At 32.3% G+C, this 17,307-nt stretch carries 19 protein-coding genes; 15 read left to right on the top strand and 4 right to left on the bottom strand.

The genetic code is table 11. From position 1 onward, the window contains the following. Positions 1-19: 19 nt before the first annotated feature. Positions 20-877, top strand: coding sequence for an NAD(P)/FAD-dependent oxidoreductase (locus tag GXK57_RS18435; RefSeq protein ID WP_160679129.1), 858 nt, complete (start codon positions 20-22; stop codon positions 875-877). 18 nt (positions 878-895) lie between these two features. Here GXK57_RS18435 and GXK57_RS18430 read toward each other — a convergent pair whose 3' ends face one another. Together GXK57_RS18430 and GXK57_RS18425 are read right to left on the bottom strand one after the other, a co-directional pair. Further along, positions 896-1,516 (bottom strand): cell wall hydrolase, encoded by a 621-nt coding sequence (locus GXK57_RS18430; protein WP_243156469.1) that lies wholly within the window; start codon positions 1,514-1,516, stop codon positions 896-898. Between the two features lie 66 nt (positions 1,517-1,582). After that, positions 1,583-2,542, bottom strand: coding sequence for a hypothetical protein (locus GXK57_RS18425; protein WP_160679127.1), 960 nt, complete (start codon positions 2,540-2,542; stop codon positions 1,583-1,585). 217 nt (positions 2,543-2,759) lie between these two features. On the opposite strand from GXK57_RS18425, the gene cdaA reads away from it, so the two are divergent. From cdaA to GXK57_RS18385, 8 genes are all read left to right on the top strand, one after another. Then, entirely contained in the window at positions 2,760-3,614 is an 855-nt protein-coding gene (gene cdaA / locus GXK57_RS18420; protein WP_160679125.1) for a diadenylate cyclase CdaA, read from the top strand. After that, positions 3,584-4,804, top strand: a complete 1,221-nt coding sequence (locus GXK57_RS18415; RefSeq protein WP_160679123.1) for a CdaR family protein — start codon at positions 3,584-3,586, stop codon at positions 4,802-4,804. Before cdaA ends, GXK57_RS18415 begins: the two co-directional genes overlap by 31 nt. A 319-nt stretch (positions 4,805-5,123) precedes the next feature. Next, entirely contained in the window at positions 5,124-6,728 is a 1,605-nt protein-coding gene (locus tag GXK57_RS18410) for an FAD-dependent protein (protein ID WP_160679121.1), read from the top strand. A gap of 19 nt (positions 6,729-6,747) precedes the next feature. Then, the gene (locus GXK57_RS18405) at positions 6,748-7,419 is read left to right on the top strand and encodes an NAD(P)/FAD-dependent oxidoreductase (protein ID WP_160679119.1); all 672 of its coding nucleotides are present in this window, start codon (positions 6,748-6,750) and stop codon (positions 7,417-7,419) included. 540 nt (positions 7,420-7,959) lie between these two features. Further along, positions 7,960-8,865 carry a phosphate butyryltransferase gene (ptb, locus tag GXK57_RS18400; RefSeq protein ID WP_160679117.1) on the top strand — a complete coding sequence of 302 codons (906 nt, stop codon included), beginning with the start codon at positions 7,960-7,962 and terminating at the stop codon, positions 8,863-8,865. Positions 8,866-8,940: 75 nt separating this feature from the next. After that, positions 8,941-10,011: a butyrate kinase gene (gene buk, locus GXK57_RS18395; protein ID WP_160679115.1), complete on the top strand. Its 1,071-nt coding sequence runs from the start codon at positions 8,941-8,943 to the stop codon at positions 10,009-10,011. Between the two features lie 305 nt (positions 10,012-10,316). Beyond that, positions 10,317-11,150, top strand: a complete 834-nt coding sequence (locus GXK57_RS18390) for an AIM24 family protein (protein WP_160679113.1) — start codon at positions 10,317-10,319, stop codon at positions 11,148-11,150. A gap of 410 nt (positions 11,151-11,560) precedes the next feature. Further along, positions 11,561-11,905, top strand: coding sequence for a phenylpyruvate tautomerase MIF-related protein (locus tag GXK57_RS18385; RefSeq protein WP_160679111.1), 345 nt, complete (start codon positions 11,561-11,563; stop codon positions 11,903-11,905). Positions 11,906-12,020: 115 nt separating this feature from the next. Here GXK57_RS18385 and GXK57_RS18380 read toward each other — a convergent pair whose 3' ends face one another. Beyond that, the gene (locus tag GXK57_RS18380) at positions 12,021-12,674 is read right to left on the bottom strand and encodes an amino acid ABC transporter permease (protein WP_160679109.1); all 654 of its coding nucleotides are present in this window, start codon (positions 12,672-12,674) and stop codon (positions 12,021-12,023) included. Between the two features lie 29 nt (positions 12,675-12,703). After that, positions 12,704-13,492, bottom strand: a complete 789-nt coding sequence (locus tag GXK57_RS18375; RefSeq protein WP_160679107.1) for an amino acid ABC transporter substrate-binding protein — start codon at positions 13,490-13,492, stop codon at positions 12,704-12,706. 149 nt (positions 13,493-13,641) lie between these two features. Here GXK57_RS18375 and GXK57_RS18370 point away from each other — a divergent pair, with 149 nt between their 5' ends. The 6 genes from GXK57_RS18370 (at position 13,642) to GXK57_RS18345 (ending at position 17,306) form a co-directional block, all read left to right on the top strand. Continuing rightward, entirely contained in the window at positions 13,642-13,947 is a 306-nt protein-coding gene (locus GXK57_RS18370) for a YerC/YecD family TrpR-related protein (protein ID WP_160679105.1), read from the top strand. Between the two features lie 152 nt (positions 13,948-14,099). Next, entirely contained in the window at positions 14,100-14,717 is a 618-nt protein-coding gene (locus GXK57_RS18365) for a DUF4004 family protein (protein ID WP_202127745.1), read from the top strand. Between the two features lie 9 nt (positions 14,718-14,726). Then, positions 14,727-15,473, top strand: coding sequence for a hypothetical protein (locus tag GXK57_RS18360; protein ID WP_160679101.1), 747 nt, complete (start codon positions 14,727-14,729; stop codon positions 15,471-15,473). Between the two features lie 20 nt (positions 15,474-15,493). Next, a complete protein-coding gene (locus GXK57_RS18355) occupies positions 15,494-16,285 on the top strand; it encodes a polymer-forming cytoskeletal protein (RefSeq protein ID WP_160679099.1) in 792 nt (263 codons plus the stop codon). A 183-nt stretch (positions 16,286-16,468) separates the two neighbouring features. Next, on the top strand, positions 16,469-16,831 hold the full coding sequence (locus GXK57_RS18350; RefSeq protein WP_160679097.1) for a DUF2089 domain-containing protein: 363 nt from the start codon (positions 16,469-16,471) through the stop codon (positions 16,829-16,831). A gap of 28 nt (positions 16,832-16,859) precedes the next feature. Then, the gene (locus GXK57_RS18345) at positions 16,860-17,306 is read left to right on the top strand and encodes a hypothetical protein (protein WP_160679095.1); all 447 of its coding nucleotides are present in this window, start codon (positions 16,860-16,862) and stop codon (positions 17,304-17,306) included. The last annotated feature ends 1 nt before the right edge of the window (position 17,307 follow it).

The following is a 17,307-nucleotide window of genomic DNA, read 5'->3' as shown; positions in this document are numbered from 1 at the left end:
TATCAAAGGAGATATAAAATTGGATAGATATGATGTTGCAATTATAGGTACAGGTGCTGCTGGCCTTTCTGCTGCAATAAATGCTAAGGTTAGAAATAAGAATATAATCTTATTTGGAACCAAGGAATTAAGTTATAAGCTGGCAAAAGCGCCTAAAATAAATAATTATCTAGGCTTTCACGATTTAACAGGAAATGAACTGAAAGGTGAGTTTAAGAAACATTTAGAAGCAATGGATATAACCATTACAGAAGAGAAAGTAAATAACGTATATGCGATGGGTGATTACTTCGCTCTAATGGTAAATGACAAGATGTATGAAGCCAGTGCTCTTATTCTTGCTACTGGAGTAGAATATACAAAGCCACTAGCTGGAGAAGAGAAGCTATTAGGTAAAGGGGTAGGATATTGCGCTACTTGTGATGCTCCTCTTTATAAAAACAAAGTTGTAACTATAATTGGATATAATAAGGATGCTGAAGAAGAAGCTAACTATGTTAATGAATTAGCTTCTAAAGTATACTACATACCTATGTATAAAGGTGAGTATAAATTGCAAGAGGGTATAGAAGTAATAAATAAGAAGCCTATTGAGATAGTTGGAGAAGATAAGGTAGAGAAACTTATCTTAGAAGACTGTGAATTGGGTACAGATGGTGTTTTTGTTCTAAAGGATAGTATTTCACCGTCTCAACTAGTACCTGGATTAGAAGTTAAAGAAGGTCATATATCAGTTGACAGGTTAATGAAGACCAATATAGAAGGATGTTTTGCTGCAGGAGACTGTGTTGGTAAACCCTATCAATATATAAAGGCAGCTGGTGAAGGTCAAATTGCTGCTCTTACTGCAGTTTCATATCTTGATTCAAAAAAATAAGAGATGTTAAAACATCTCTTATTTTTTCGTCTGGAAAAATACGTGTTTTCCGATGGTTTTCATATTCTTTTTATCAATTTGCTTCATCCAACTACATGTTGATGTTTGAGGGTTATAAAAAAATAATGCATCACTAGTGGGATCATTACCTTTAATTGCATCAATAACAGCAGAGCGGCACTCAGCGTCTGGAGTAACATGTATTACCCCATCTTTTACGCATGAAAATGCATTTTTCTGTTTTATGACTTTCTCAATAGAGTTTGGAAAACTTGGATTTGTAACTCTATTGAGAATTACTGATGCAACGGCAACCTTTCCCTCATAGGGTTCGCCATGACTTTCCGCAAAGACCACTTGAGACATTAGATATATGTCATTGTCCGTTAAGTATAAATGGCGATTTTGATAGTTAAAAACTTCAACTACTGCTTCTTTTTCATGATATAATTCGCTTGATTCATTTGTCATTCCTCTTCCATAAAACTTTATATTATTTTCGCTCATATTCTGGGTTGTAATTATCTTAGGGCCTTCGTTTATAGGAGAATAATTTATTATTTCTTGTGCAAATACATTAACGCTGTCAAAAATCAAAAATATGAATAAGAAGAAAACACAGCATTTAAGTTTATTCATAAAAAACCTCCTTTGGTTTTTACCCTCTCAGCATATTGTATCCAAAGGCATATTTTTCATACATATTTAATTTCTAGATTTATAACTATCATAGCTTTTAGTAAATTTCTCATAGGAAGAATTCATATCATCATATTTAGAAAAAGCATCTTTAAGCTTTTCAGATTGATTGTCTTTTGATTTAAGTGCTTCATCTAGTGAAGCTATATATACATCGTATAGTTTTAGGGTTGATTGGAAGTCTGAAAAACATTCAACCCCATCTGATGGAACTGAAATTTCGTAAAGTGAGGTCTTTAATTTCTCTAATTCAACTAGTTTGTTTTCTACATCACTGCTTACTCCACTAAGAGACCGGTTTTCTTCTAAGGCTCTATTTACTGCTGAGGTCAGGTCTTCTTTCAAAGGAGAAAAATTTTTCAAACAATTATCAAATGCGATTAAAAACTCATTTTTTTGGCTAGTCTTTATATCAGAGTCTCTATTTAATTTTACTAATTGATTTACGTAATTGGATACATTAGAAAAGAAGTTTGTAAAACTTGTAGTCAAATTTATGTTCACTCCTCCATCTGTACACTTTTTGTAATAGTTAGTACAATCCCCTTCGTACTTGCTCAAGTTTTGAAGTGAGGCTTGTATATCTTTTGAAGATGGATTTTTCAATATATTCAAGGTTTGCTCAAATAGTTTCATATTGTTATTTAGACCTAAAGCTAGACTATCATATGTGTTCTTATACTTATCCGAAGGTTTTATTTTCTCAAGCATATTCTTTTCATTTAACAGCTTGGACAAATTATCTGTAAGAACAGTTTTTGCTAATTCAGTATCTAGAGAAGATGAGGCTATTGGGGCCTTTAAGTTATCATTTATAGCTATTATGTTTGACCCTATGCTTACTAACTGCTTATGGTCTGGATGTAGAAAACTCTTTATCAAAAAGTAAGCAGGTGCAGCAACTATTAAAATTATTGCAGTAGAAATGATTAATTGTTTCTTATATTTTTTTAGTATTTCAAACATTTAAGTACCTCCTTTTTTTTTCATATGAATATTTTTTGAAATATAGAGTTATAGATAAGTAGTATTATTAAATCTTTAATTTAGATATATTCCAAAACTTTTTAAATATTACTATTGTGAAAATAGTAAAAAATACAAATTTTATTACGATTGTATATATATGTGGGTTATAAATAGTGTATAATTTTAATAGATTAGGATATTAGGGGTGACAGAGTTGCAAGAAGTTTTAAATATGATTATTAATACTATAAAGAATATATCAATATGGTCCGTTTTGGATATCCTAGTGGTTTCTTATATTTTCTTTAAGGGATATATGTTGATAAAGGAAACAAGAGCAGAGCAATTGCTAAAGGGTATAGCGTTAATAGTTGCATTACTACCAATAAGTTATCTTTTAAGATTAGATATGCTTTACTTTATATTAAGTAAAACTATAACAATTGGTGTTTTGACAATTATAATAATCTTTCAGCCGGAGATAAGAAGGGCTCTAGAACATATTGGTAGAAGCGCTTTTGATGATTTACACGTTATGCAGGACGATGAGGCTCTTGAGGAAGTTATAACAGAATTAGTCAATGCAGTTGCCAATTTAGCGGAAACAGCGACTGGAGCACTTATTGCAATAGAACAAAGTACGGGACTTGGAGAGGTTATTAGTAATGGTACAGAATTGGATGCTAAGGTTTCCTCTGCACTTCTTGAAAATATTTTTGTAGTAAACACCCCTTTACATGATGGCGCTACAATAGTTAGAAATGACAGAATTGTAGCAGCAGGGTGTGTGCTACCTCTGAGCAGTAATACATCAATAAATAAAAAACTTGGAACTAGACATAGAGCAGGAATAGGGCTTTCAGAGACTTCAGACGCACTTATTATAATAGTTTCAGAGGAGACTGGAACTATATCCTTAGCTGTAAATGGGAGACTAACACGAAATTATGATAAAGATAAGCTAAAGAGTATACTAATGCGTATTATGATAAATAGAAGAGAAAAGAGGGTAAAGACTTTAGGGGAGAAGGTGAAGGTATGGATAACAAAGATAAAAAGGCAGAAATAGTTATAAGAATTGTATGCCTTATCATCTCCTTTGGACTTTGGCTTTATGTATCAAATGTACAAAACCCTACTAGAGAGTATAAGCTAGATAAAGTGCCTGTGGAACTTATTAATGCTGATGCGCTAAAAGAAGCTAAGCTAGCTTTATCCCCACATCAAGATTTTTATGTATCTTTAAATCTAGAGGGACCTAGTAGTGAAGTATACAAGGTAACCCCTTCACAGTTCAAAGTGACTGTAGACTTATCCGCTTATGCTCTTAAAAAGGGAGAAAATAGAATAAGAGTGGATATAGTAAACTATCCATCTAATATAAATATAAAAAACAATAGTTTTTTACTTGTAACTATAAAAGTAGATGATTATGTTGAGAAAAGCATTCCTATAAAGCAGGAAATTAAAGTGACTACAAAATCTGGTAACTATGCCGATGCACCAGTGCTAAAACCAAGTAGCGCTGTAATATCAGGTCCTGGAGAATATGTAAATAGTATAAAAAATCTACTAGTAAGCAGTGATGTTAAGGATATAGATACTGATACAGTACTTAATCTTCCTATAAAGGCGGTAAATGATGCTGGAAAGGCTGTTGAAGAAGTGAAAATAGCGCCTACCAATGCCGAAGTAACTATACCGGTTAAAAAGGGAAAATTAGTACCAGTAAATGTTGTAACCAAGGGAAACCTGCCTTCAGGATATGTAATGAAAGATTTTGGATCAACCACCGACAAAGTTGAACTTGTAGGAGATGAGACAGTGCTTAGTGGAATTAACAAGATAGATACTGAGGTAATCGACTTATCTACTATAAATGATTCGAAAGAAGTAAGTGTGAACTTAAGTGTTCCTCAAAGTGTTAGAGTTGCTAGTAACTTAAATAAGGTGAAGGTTAGGTTTACCTTAGGCAAATACACAACTAAAGATGTAGAAGTTCCTATCACTACTAAGAACCCTACAGATACACTACAGACAGTCATAGATCCTCAGAAAATAACCGTTAAGATAAGCGGTCTAGAAGACGATATAAATACTTTTAAACCTGACAGCATTAAGGCAGAGGTGGACTTAGCTGGTGCAAAAGAAGGGGATAATACTATTCCTATAGTATTAACAAATAGCAATGATAAGATTAAGGTTGTATCTCAAAGTAGTGATAAGGTAAAAGCTACACTTACAAAAAAGCAGCAGTAATTTAAGGTGCTTTTAAAGTACACCTTTGAAATTATAAGTGGGCATTCAGCCAATGGTTAAATGATTTTTAGCAAAGAATGTAAGGTTCTAGACTTTGATAATTTAAACTTAAATAAATATAATGTTAGATAAAAACTAACCGAAGAACAGAGCCTCGGTTAGTTTTTATCATTTAGAAACTTTATATGGAGGATATACTTGTGTGGGTATAATTATGATGAGAGTTAGTTTTTTATTCATTAAAATCTGCCAGTTGATATTCTCTTAATCCTTTGCTAAAATTAGTACTCAAAGACCTTAGATTAATGGAGGTAAAATTATGACTATAAGAATAAATAATATAGTGCTTGATATAGATGACGACTTATCTTTAATAAAAAACAAAGTGGCAAAAAAATTAAAAATTTCAAAAAGCGAAATTCCTAATTTGAAAATAATAAAAGAATCAATAGATGCTAGGAAAAGAGATATCATAAAGTTTAATTACTGCTTAGAGCTTGAACACAAAGATGAAGTTTCCATAGTTAATAGAGCCAATGATAAAGACGTTAAGCTAGATGATAGTGTTTTTGTAGAAGCAGTAAAACCTGGGACCAAGCCTATGACTAATAGACCGGTGGTTATAGGTATGGGTCCAGCAGGTTTATTTGCAGCGTTACTTTTGGCTAAAAGTGGATATAGACCAATAGTGTTTGAAAGAGGAGAAGCTGTGGATGAGAGAACAGCTACTGTGGAAAGATTTTGGAGTACAGGGAAGTTGAATAAGGAATCAAATGTCCAGTTTGGAGAAGGTGGCGCTGGAGCTTTTTCAGATGGAAAGCTAACAACAAGAATTAAGGATAGAAGATGTGACTTTATTTTAAGTGAACTCATAAAAGCTGGAGCACCTGAAGAAATAGCATATATGGGTAAGCCTCATGTGGGTACAGATATACTTAAGACTGTAGTGAAAAATATAAGAGAACAAATTAAAGCTTTTGGTGGAGAGGTTCATTTTTCTTCTAAGCTTGAAAGAATAATACATAAGGATGGTTCGGTTAAGTCCATAATAGTCAATGGAAATGAAATTCCTTGTGACAATCTTATAATAGCCATAGGACATAGTTCCAGAGATACTTATGAAATGATGTGCAGAGAAGGAATAACTATGAATCAAAAGCCTTTTGCTATTGGGGTGAGAGTAGAACATCCACAAAGTTTGATAGATATCAATCAATATGGCAAGTTTGCAGGCCATCCTAGATTAAGAGCAGCAGAGTATAGGCTTACCCATACAAGTGATAGATTAGATAGATCTATATATTCCTTCTGTATGTGTCCGGGAGGTGAGGTTGTGGCTGCAGCTTCAGAACAAAATAGGTTGGTGGTTAACGGCATGAGCTATCATGCAAGAGATAAAGAGAATGCTAACTCAGCGGTTGTTGTAACTGTTGGGCCTAAGGACTTTGAGGGATCCTCTCCCTTGGCTGGAATGGAGTTCCAAAGGCATTATGAAGAGTTAGCGTATAAGGTTGGTGGAGGTAACTACATAGCTCCAGTGCAATTGGTGGGTGATTTTTTAAGAGACAAAAAAAGTACAAGACTTGGAAAAGTAAGTCCTTCATATACGCCTGGATATAATTTTAGCGAACTTAAAGATTGCCTTCCTTTATATGTTACAGAAGCTCTTAAGGAAGGTCTTGTTAATTTCGATAAGAAGATAAAGGGGTTTGCGGATGACAGTGCAGTTATGATCGGAATAGAAACTAGAACCTCTGCTCCTGTAAGAATAGAGAGAAATGAAAATTTAGAGAGTATTTCATTAAAAGGCATGTATCCCGCAGGAGAAGGTGCTGGATTTGCTGGAGGCATAGTTTCAGCGGCTGTTGATGGCTTAAAGGTTGCTGAAAATATAATAAAGAATTTTTGTCCACTAAACAATTAAGTTATATGGGGGAATAATAATGATACAACAACCTAAATATGCCACGCTTCAAAAAGTAAGAAATGATAATAGAACCTATGGTATTACACCTAGAATTCCAGGAGGTTTTATAAAACCAGAGGATCTTGTTAAGTTTGCAGAAGTTGCAAGGAAGTATAACGGAGTTATAAAAATAACCTCTGGGCAAAGAATAGCTATACTAGGATTAAAAGCCGAAGATGTGGAGAAAGCATGGGAAGAACTTGGTATGGAGCCAGGAGTAGTATCACCTTACTCTGTAAAAAATGTTGAAATGTGCCCAGCATCCTTCTGTAAGAGAGCTAAGCAAAATTCGCTAAAACTTGGTATGAAGCTTGAAAAAAGATTTTATGCCGCTGCAGCACCTAACAGAACAAAAATAGCTGTTGTTGGCTGTAGAAATTCTTGTACTAGTGCGTATTCTAAAGACATTGCTGTTATAGGTGACAAGGAAGGCTATCTGATAGCTGTAGGTGGCAGTTCTGGATTTTATCCTAAACTACCACATATAATAGCAGAAAAACTTTCTGAGGATGAGGCTTATAATATGGTTGAGGCTGTATATGAGTTCTACAACAACAAGGCTGAGTTTGGTGAAAAAATGTCAGACTTTATAGAGAGAATAACCATAGAAACCTTCAAGGAAGGCCTAAATCAGGTATACAATAAATAAAATAGAAAATCACTGATGAGTATTTCATTGGTGATTTTTTATTCTATTTAGAAAACTATAAAAATATAAAAAAATTTCTATAAATTTTCAGAAAACTTCTATTTTATAAGTTTTTTTTGTTAAAATGTTGTTAAAGACAATTTTATATTAGTTTAATCTGTATTTATGATGTTAATTGTGATTAAAATATTAGTCTTAATAGGTGTATGATAATTAATAATTGCATATATACTGAATTTCAATAGGCTATATGAAGTTGTAAATTTTATATAATAATTATTTATATACAGACTAGAAATGATATAATTGTTTTATATTTTAGAAATATTAGTATAAAATAATATAGTTATTTCTGATAAGTATATTATTTTTATAAACAAATTTGTTATAAAATTAACAAGAAGTAACTAAAGATTCCTAAATCCAACTTAGAGTTGCACTTGTCTAAACATCTTGTATAAGTTTTTCAAGCAGATGTATCTTGAAAGTTGAATTAGGGAGTTGTAATAAATTAAAAAATTAAGAAGAGGTGCAGTATAAATGAGTAAAAATTTTGATGAATTACTTTCAAAGCTAAAAGAAGTATCAAAGAAAAAGGTATCTGTTGCAGTTGCTCAAGATGAGCCTGTACTTGAAGCAGTTAAAGCAGCTAAAGAAAGAGGAATAGCTGATGCTATATTAGTTGGTGATCAAGTTAAGATAAGAGAGATTGCAGAAAAAATAGGTATGGATTTAACTGAATATGATCTTATTAATGAACCAGATCCTAAAAAGGCTGCACTTTATGCTGTTGAACTAGTATCAAAGGGAAAAGCTGACATGGTTATGAAAGGATTAGTAGATACTGCTACTTTCTTAAGAAGTGTTCTTAATAAGGAAGTTGGACTAAGAACAGGAAAGCTTATGTCCCATGTAGCTGTATTTGAAGTAGAAGGAATAGACAGATTAATATATGTAACTGATGCTGCTTTTAATACATATCCTGATTTAAAAGCAAAGGTAGATATATTAAATAACTCAGTTAAAGTTGCACATGCTTGCGGATTAGAACTTCCAAAAGTAGCTCCAATTTGTGCTGTAGAAGTTGTAAATCCTGATATGCCTGCTACCATAGATGCTTCATTACTTTCAAAAATGAATGATAGAGGACAAATAAAGGGATGTATAGTAGATGGACCTCTTGCTTTCGATAATGCTTTATCAGAAGAAGCAGCTCATCATAAGAATGTTAAGGGACCAGTGGCTGGAAAAGCAGATATATTCTTATTACCAAACATAGAAACTGCAAATGTTATGTACAAATGCTTGACTATGACAGCGAAATCTAGAAATGGTGGTATTTTAGTTGGAACTTCTGCTCCAGTTATATTAACTTCTAGAGCAGATAGCTTTGAAACTAAAGTAAATTCAATAGCTTTAGCAGCATTGGTAGCTGATACTAAATAGTGTAATTAAATCCATATAGATGATATAATTTATTTGGTTGGTTTCTATAGAATAATTCTTCAAGGAGGAGAAAACATGGCTTATAAAATATTAATAATAAACCCAGGTTCAACTTCAACTAAAATAGGTGTTTACGAAGATGAAAATCCAGTAATAGTAGAGACACTTAGACATTCGGCAGAAGAAATAGATGCATATGCTACAATTTATGATCAATTTCAGTTCAGAAAAGATGTTATACTTAGTGTTTTAAAAGAAAAGAACTTTGATGTAACTACTTTAGATGCTGTAGTAGGTAGAGGTGGAATGCTTAAACCTATGGCAGGTGGAACTTATGAAGTAAATGAAGCTATGCTAGAAGATTTAAAGGTTGGAGTTCAAGGACAACATGCTTCAAACCTTGGTGGAATAATAGCGAACGAAATTGCTAAGGAAATAGGAAAGAAAGCATTTATAGTTGACCCAGTTGTTGTTGATGAACTTGAAGCTGTAGCTAGACTTTCTGGAGTTCCAGAACTTCCAAGAAAGAGTAAGTTCCATGCTTTAAATCAAAAGGCTGTAGCGAAGAGATATGCTAAAGAACACGGAAAAGCATATGAAGATGTAAACATAATAGTTGTTCATATGGGTGGAGGAGTTTCTGTAGGAGCTCATAAGAATGGTCAGGTTGTTGATGTAAACAATGCTCTTGATGGAGATGGACCATTCTCACCTGAAAGATCAGGGGGAGTACCTTCTGGAGATCTTATAAAAATGTGTTTTAGCGGTAAATACACTGAGGACGAAGTGTACAAGAAGATAGTTGGTAAAGGTGGATTTGTTGCTTATCTAAACACAAATGATGCTAGAGATGTACTAAAGCTTGCTGAAGAAGGTAATAAAGAGGCCCAATTAGTTTTTGATTCATTTATTTATCAAGTATCAAAAGCTATAGGTGAGTTCTCAGTTGTTTTAAAAGGTAAGGTTGAAGCTATAGTATTAACTGGTGGTATAGCTTATGGACCAAAAGTTACTAAAGCTATAACAGATAATGTTGATTGGATTGCTCCAGTTGTAGTTTATCCAGGAGAAGACGAACTTCTAGCTCTTACTCAAGGAACTATAAGAGTTTTAAATGGGGAAGAAACAGCAAAAGAATATAAGTAATAATAATTAATAAAGGTTATACATGGGACAAGGTTGTGATAAGAGCTTTTACCATGTATAATCTTTTTTTATTCTTAGTTTATTATTATGGGTAATAATTTGCCTATTTTGTCTATATATTGTTTATAATTTGTGGTATTATGTTATTATTTGATTATAGTATTAGAATAAATATAATTGTAACTTGATAAATTATAGATAAAGATATATCACTTAGATTTAAAAGTATAACATTCATTAAGAAGTGCTGTATCTACATATAAATTTTAAATAGTTTATGTATTATAAATTTATGGGGGTGTCATATGAGAACATCACTAAATATAACTAATAAGCTTACAAAGTTGTCTGAAATGCAGGGAGACTCAATTTTTCAAATACTTGAGTTCGATGAGCTAAATGGTGGAAACGATATTGATTCTGCAGTTAAGTTTAAATTCATGAAGGACGCAGGAATTAAACTAAAGCAGATAAGAATAATTCTAGATGATAGTGCTGTAAAGTTAGAATCAGGTGCACTGAGCTACATGAAGGGAAGTATAGAGTTAGAGAATAAGGTTGGTGGAGTTCTTGGATTTAGTAAAAAGCTTATAAATAGCAAGCTCACTGGAGAAACTTTATTTAAACCTAGGTATATAGGTTCTGGTGAAATATTCTTAGAACCTTCCTTTGGTCATTATGCTTTATTGGAGTTAGAAGATGAAGAGGTAATAGTGGATGACGGCTTGTTTTATGCCTGTGAAGATTCTGTAGAAGTTGGAGCTTCGATGCAAAAGTCTATATCATCAATGCTTTTAGGCAATGAAGGTGTGTTCCAGACCAAGATAAGTGGTAGTGGGGTTGTTGCCTTGGAAATACCTGTTCCAGAAAATGAGATCTTTAAGTGCAGATTATCTAACGATACATTAAAGGTAGATGGTAACTTTGCCATATTAAGAACAGGAGGCATTGAGTTTACTGTTGAGAAATCTGCAAAGTCAATAATAGGATCTACTACAAGCGGTGAAGGTTTTCTTAATGTATATAGAGGTACTGGAGAGGTTTGGTTAGTTCCTACCAAAGTTATATACGATAAACTTCAAAGCACCAGCTTAAACAGCATGACAAATCCTACAGGAAATCACAATAATGAGCAGTAAATAGTAATGCACTGAAATATGTTGATTTAAATAAGACGATTCAATGATGTTGAGTTTTATGATAGAATAGAAGTATTATGGTATTTTTATGTATAATGAGAAGGGGTTTAGATATAAAGCTTTAGCTCATTTTTTAAATTTAAGGAGGTGAGCCTAATGGATCTTATGACTGGTGTTGTTGTTGCGTTCCTAGCTGCTTTTGTCATTGTTGGAGTTTATGTTACTGTAAAGAGCGAACAATTTAAAAAAGAAGAGATGAAGAATAACGAAAAGTAAAAAAAGTGGCCAAATGCAGGTAGTTTCCTGCATTTTTTCTATATAAAGCTTAAATTATAGCAAGTTTTCATTGATGATGAGTATATAAATTTTATTAAGAAGTGATACATTTATATAAATAAGGAGGAATAATGATGCCATTTATTAATTCAAAGGTGACACTAAGTTTAACACAGGAGAAAGAAGAAAAATTAAAGAGCGAGCTTGGAAAGCTTATAGAGATAATTACGGGCAAAAGTGAAGACTGGTTGATGGTAGGATTTGAAGAAAATCAAGTTTTATATTTTAAGGGGAAAAAGCTGGAGTATGGAGCTTTTGTAGAGATAAAGATATTTGGAGGAGCTCCTAAGGAGGCACTTAATGAGTTTACTAAGGCTCTATGTAACCTGTATACAAAAGAGCTTTCTATTAAACCTGAATCAATTTATGTAAAGTATGAGGAAGTTAATAATTGGGGTTGGAATGGAGCGAATTTTTAGTAATTAGATAGTTTTAGATACGAATAAAAACCAGAATTCGCAGATATAAACGGACGTAGAAAAAATATAGGAGTAGATAAAACTTAATTTAAAGTTCTATTTACTCCTATATTTATTATATATCAGCTAAAGCAAATTTCTTTTCTATAAATCTAAAAGATGAGGTAAAGAAGGTTGTCATGGTTAGGTACATTATTGATGCCATAAAGAATATCTCTAATGGTCTAAAGGATTCATTAGCCATGTGTTGTGCATTGCTCATCAAATCTGTCATAGCAATAGTTGAAACTAAAGCCGTATCCTTAAGCAAGGCTATAAATTCATTTGCCACTGCCGGAAGCATTCTTCCAAAGCTTTGAGGAAGTATTATATAAAATACTGTTTGTATATAATTTAAACCCTCAGTTTGAGCAGCTTCCCATTGGTTCTTATTTACTGAAAGCATAGCACCTCTTATAGCTTCTGCTACATAAGCTGATATGTTTATGCTTAAACCTAGTATAGCGGCTTCAAAGGAAGTGAGGGTAATATTAATTTCTGGAAGACCAAAGTAGATTATAAATAGTAAGATCATCAATGGTATTCCTCTAAAGAACCAAGTATAAAAGGTTCCTATGGATTTGAAAATCTTGTTGTTAGAAAGTTTCATTAAAACAACAACGAATGCTAATACTAATCCGCATAATATTGATATAACTGTAAGTTCTATTGTCATCAAGCAACCTTCAAACAAAATTGGAAGGTATTTTGCAATAATTTCGCTTTTCATAAAAACAACCTCTCTGTAAATGATATAAATTATTTTGAAGATGTTATATCTTCACCAAACCAAGTTTTTGATATTTTAGCAAGAGTTCCATCCTGCTGCATATCTTTTATTGTCTTATCAAAACTATTCTTAAGGTCACTATCTTCTTTTCTAAGACCTATAGCAATAGGTTCAGTAGTTACTGCTTTTTCTAAGACTTTATAAGTATCAGCTTTTTCTTTTATATAATATCTTGCTACTAATTCATCTACAACTACTGCATCTATACGACCAATTTTTAAGTCTTGAAGAGCTGCAATGTTTTCATCATATAATTTTGTGTCTTTGAATGTTGACTTTGTATCTTTTATTGCATCCTCGCTTGTACTTCCTTTTTGAACACCTACTATTTTCCCTTTTAGATCATCAGGTGCTGCGATAGAGGTATTATCTTTCTTTACTACAACAACTTGTCTTTCATTTAAGTATGGTGTAGAGAAAGCTATTTCTTTTTCTCTTTCAGTTGTTACGCTCATTGCAGAGATTATTACATCAAATTTTTTCTGTTTTAAACCTGGTATAATACCATCCCAGTTGTATGGCATAAACTTTATTTCTTTGTTTAGACGCTTTGATATTTCTTTTGCCATATCTATATCGAAACCTTGAAGATCACCCTTGCTATTCTTAAAGCCCATTGGTGGAAAGGAATCGTCTAATCCTACTATTATAGTGTTAGAAGAAGCTGAATCCTTCTTTGCCTGTCCACAACTTACTAATGAAACTGATATTGTCGCTATAGAAACAATTGTTAATAATCTTTTCATAAACTTATTCATATAAAACATCCTCCTAAGTAACTTATGAATTTATTATACTTTAATATAATAAAGTTGTAAAGTGATAAATAAATAAAAATATTACCAATTACTAAAAGATATAGCAATGTTGGTTGTAAGATGTTAAAATACTGATGTGAGGTGATTACATGAGCAATTATGAATCAAAGCTGAAAAGTGAAGATATTGACTATTTTTTTAAAGCCATATTAAGTCTGGAAAATATAGAAGAATGCTATAGGTTTTTTGATGATGTAGCTACTATAAATGAGATAAAGGCTTTAGTGCAAAGGTTACAAGTGGCTGCTATGCTTAAAGGTAAAAAAACATACACAGAGATAGCCAATGAAACAGGAGCTAGCACTGCGACTATAAGTAGAGTAAATAGGTGTTTAAACTATGGCAGCGATGGTTATAATATAGTTTTAGAAAGATTAGGTTTAATAGAAAAATAATAAAACAATGTTTTATAGCTTAATTACATATATACCAATAATATAAGATAAAGGCCGCTATCTAAATAAGATAGTGGCCTTTATTAATTTTTAAAATAGCTATTGTCAACGTAACAATGTTTTGTTATACTAAGTTCATGGAGGGATTAAACATGGAAGATAACTTGATATCAAAAAAAGAATTATTAGAACTGACAGGGATATCCTATGGTCAATTATATAGATGGAAGAGAAAGAATCTAATTCCAGAAGAGTGGTTTATTAAAAAGTCATCCTTTACAGGACAGGAAACCTATTTTCCAAAGGATAGAATACTAGATAGAATTAATGTGATTTTACAGATGAAGGATGATGTTTCTCTAGATGATTTGGCGGAAAGATTTCAGGGTACAACAGTGAAAGCTAACTTTTCTATTCAAGAGTTAGTAGAAAGAAACATTGTTACGCAGCATGTTGTAGATATGTTTAAAAATAGCTTTAGGTTAAATGATGAAATTACCTCTGATGAAATGGTCTATTTATCTTTATATAATCAGTTGTTAAGTGAAGGAAACTTAAATATAGATGAAATAAACTTTACAATTAAAGGTTTGATAGACAATTATACCAATATAAAAAATAAGGACTATGAATTGGTCTTTATAAGAAGGCTTGGGGTAGGAATAGGTATATTAGCTGAAACAGGGAATGTTGTTTTAGGGGATGGAAAGATATTAGAGAGAATAAATATAAATAGTTTTACTGAAAAAGTAATAAGTAACTTGGTATAGGAGGGTATTATGAATAAAGAATTTTATAGCGATAGAGGGGACTTAGAGATTTCGGGAGCTGGTAAATCAGGAGGAGGAAAATATAATAAGGTAGAAGTTAATGGAGCTTCAAAAATTAATGGAGATATTGACTGTGTAGAATTTGAAGCTTCAGGTGCAGCTAAATTCGAAGGAAATGTAAAAACAGTTTCGTATAACGTAAGTGGGGCTACTAAGTGTATAGGAAATGTAGAAGCTGATTTTTGTGAGATTAGAGGTGCAGGTAAAATAGAAGGAAACCTACATAGTAAGAATAGTAAGATTGAAGGAAGTTTTAAAGTAGGTGGAAATTTTATAGGTGAGATTATTGATATACAAGGTGCAGCAAAGATAATTGGAGACTGTGAAGCTGAAGATTTTAGATGCTCTGGAGCTATTACTATTGGAGGGCTTCTAAACAGTGAAAAAGTATCTATTGATATTGCTGGGCGTTCTGAAATACCTGAAATTGGCGGTAAGATTATAAATGTAAAACTAGCACCTTTTGGCATTGGATTTTTATCTAAGATAACTAAAGCCTTGTTTAATACCTCTATTAATGAACTTAATTGCAATGTAATAGAGGGTGATGAGATTTGCCTAGAAGGAACTGAAGCAAGAATAATAAGAGGAAATGATGTTGTTATAGGTAAGAAGTGTACTATTCAAAGAGTTGAATACAAGAATAGTCTTTCAATTGATCCAAGCAGCAACGTTCTAGAACAAATAAAATTATAATTTTAGGGAGGAAGTTAGAGATGGAAAGAGTGTATTTTGAAGATAGATCAGATTTAAGGATATCAGGGTCTGGTAAAACTGGAGGCGGAAAATTCAATTCAGTAAAAATAAGCGGGTCTGGAAAGATAACTGGAGATATAAACTGTGTTGATTTTAAATGTTCAGGGTCATCTACAGTAGAAGGCAATATAGAATGTTATGAATGTAAGGTAAGTGGAGAAACCACTATAAGAGGAGATGTAAAAGGTTCGTCATTTGTGGTGTCAGGGTCTTCATCAGTAAATGGTAATATTGATAGTGAAGACGTAAGAATAAGTGGAGATTCAAATATAGGAGGAGATATATTTGTTAAGAATTTAAAAATCTCCGGTGGCTCAAAAATTGGTGGCAATTTAAAAGGTGAGCAGATTTCCGTATCTGGCGGTATAAAAATAGGTGGTAATTGTGAGGCTGAATATTTTAGATGTTCTGGAGAGTTTACTATAGGAGAGATGTTAAACGCAGAAAGAATAGAAATAAACCCTGCAGGAGAGTGTAAAACTCAAGAAATTGGTGGCAAAGAAATTGAAATAAGACTTAGAAGTAATGATTTCTTTTTAGCTAGCTTTATTAAATTCATATCTCTTAACAGAAGCAGAGTAGTATGCGATTCTATAGAGGGAGATAATATCTATTTGGAGGCAACAAGAGCAAAGATAGTAAGAGGAAATAGTATAACCATTGGAGAAAGATGCGAGATAGATACAGTAGAGTATAGCGGAGAGATAAATATATTGGAAGGCGCTGTTGTTAAGAATCAAGTTAAAATATAGTTTCATTCAAATCTATAGGTGAAGTAAATAATGAAATTAATATAATCAATATCGAAATTAATTATATTTATAAAATACAATAAATAAATTGAGATAATTAATTTATTTATTAAAAATATAAAAACAATTATTTACAAAGGATAGAATAGTTGCTATAATAAACCTTGGAAGGAGTTGCCCTATATGTATAAAACTATAAGTAAGTGCCCTATATGCGGAGGAGTGCTAAGAGTAACTAAGCTTAAATGTGCAAAATGTAATACAACTATAGAAAATGAATTTAGTTTTTCAAAGTTTGAATCTTTATCAAAGGAGCAGCTTGCATTTGTTGAAGTATTTCTAAAATGCAGAGGGAACATTAAGGATGTTGAAAAGGAGCTTGGGATATCTTACCCAACAGTAAGAGCTAAGCTAGATGAAGTGATCAATGAACTTGGGTTAAAAGAAGATAACGAAAAACAAAAGAATGATGAGATTTTAGATAAACTTGAAAGAGGAGAAATATCTGCAGAAGAAGCAGCAAGTCTTTTAAGAAGAAATAATTAAAATAATAAATGAAAGGGGAAGATTATTTATGCAAGAAGAAGTTCTAAGAGTCTTGAAAATGATAGAAGATGGAAAGATTGATGCTGAAAAAGGGGCTATGCTCATTGATGCTTTAAAAAATAACAGCTTAGATAATGAAGAAAAATTTGAGGTAGAAGAAGTAACAACTGAAGATAAAGTTGTTAATTCTGAACAATTAATTCCTTACATTGATAGCAAAGTTAAATCCTTTGATGAGAAGATGTTGTATGTGAAAGTGGATTCTCATGATGGTGATAGAGTAAATGTACAGTTACCTATGAGTTTCGTAAAGAAGGTAATAGAGGCAACAGGTAGCATTCCAATAAGAGCTGAAGGAATAGATGCTAAGATAGATATGGAAATGCTTAAAAGTGCCATAATGAATGATATATCAGGTAATCTTGTAGATATAGAAAGTCATGATGGAGATAAAGTTCTAGTAATAATTGAATAGG

Origin of the sequence: Clostridium sp. C8-1-8, assembly GCF_009928445.1 — a bacterium.
In the GTDB taxonomy this organism is placed as follows: domain Bacteria; phylum Bacillota; class Clostridia; order Clostridiales; family Clostridiaceae; genus Clostridium_AR.
This window is presented reverse-complemented; position numbering and strand designations above follow the sequence as displayed.

Coding starts and splice junctions, on each gene's coding strand:
- GXK57_RS18430 (WP_243156469.1), bottom strand. CDS start 1,516: ATGAATAAACTTAAATGCTGTGTTTTCTTCTTATTCATATTTTTGATT.
- GXK57_RS18425 (WP_160679127.1), bottom strand. CDS start 2,542: ATGTTTGAAATACTAAAAAAATATAAGAAACAATTAATCATTTCTACT.
- GXK57_RS18415 (WP_160679123.1), top strand. CDS start 3,584: ATGGATAACAAAGATAAAAAGGCAGAAATAGTTATAAGAATTGTATGC.
- GXK57_RS18410 (WP_160679121.1), top strand. CDS start 5,124: ATGACTATAAGAATAAATAATATAGTGCTTGATATAGATGACGACTTA.
- GXK57_RS18405 (WP_160679119.1), top strand. CDS start 6,748: ATGATACAACAACCTAAATATGCCACGCTTCAAAAAGTAAGAAATGAT.
- ptb (WP_160679117.1), top strand. CDS start 7,960: ATGAGTAAAAATTTTGATGAATTACTTTCAAAGCTAAAAGAAGTATCA.
- buk (WP_160679115.1), top strand. CDS start 8,941: ATGGCTTATAAAATATTAATAATAAACCCAGGTTCAACTTCAACTAAA.
- GXK57_RS18390 (WP_160679113.1), top strand. CDS start 10,317: ATGAGAACATCACTAAATATAACTAATAAGCTTACAAAGTTGTCTGAA.
- GXK57_RS18385 (WP_160679111.1), top strand. CDS start 11,561: ATGCCATTTATTAATTCAAAGGTGACACTAAGTTTAACACAGGAGAAA.
- GXK57_RS18380 (WP_160679109.1), bottom strand. CDS start 12,674: ATGAAAAGCGAAATTATTGCAAAATACCTTCCAATTTTGTTTGAAGGT.
- GXK57_RS18375 (WP_160679107.1), bottom strand. CDS start 13,492: ATGAATAAGTTTATGAAAAGATTATTAACAATTGTTTCTATAGCGACA.
- GXK57_RS18370 (WP_160679105.1), top strand. CDS start 13,642: ATGAGCAATTATGAATCAAAGCTGAAAAGTGAAGATATTGACTATTTT.
- GXK57_RS18365 (WP_202127745.1), top strand. CDS start 14,100: ATGGAAGATAACTTGATATCAAAAAAAGAATTATTAGAACTGACAGGG.
- GXK57_RS18360 (WP_160679101.1), top strand. CDS start 14,727: ATGAATAAAGAATTTTATAGCGATAGAGGGGACTTAGAGATTTCGGGA.
- GXK57_RS18355 (WP_160679099.1), top strand. CDS start 15,494: ATGGAAAGAGTGTATTTTGAAGATAGATCAGATTTAAGGATATCAGGG.
- GXK57_RS18350 (WP_160679097.1), top strand. CDS start 16,469: ATGTATAAAACTATAAGTAAGTGCCCTATATGCGGAGGAGTGCTAAGA.
- GXK57_RS18345 (WP_160679095.1), top strand. CDS start 16,860: ATGCAAGAAGAAGTTCTAAGAGTCTTGAAAATGATAGAAGATGGAAAG.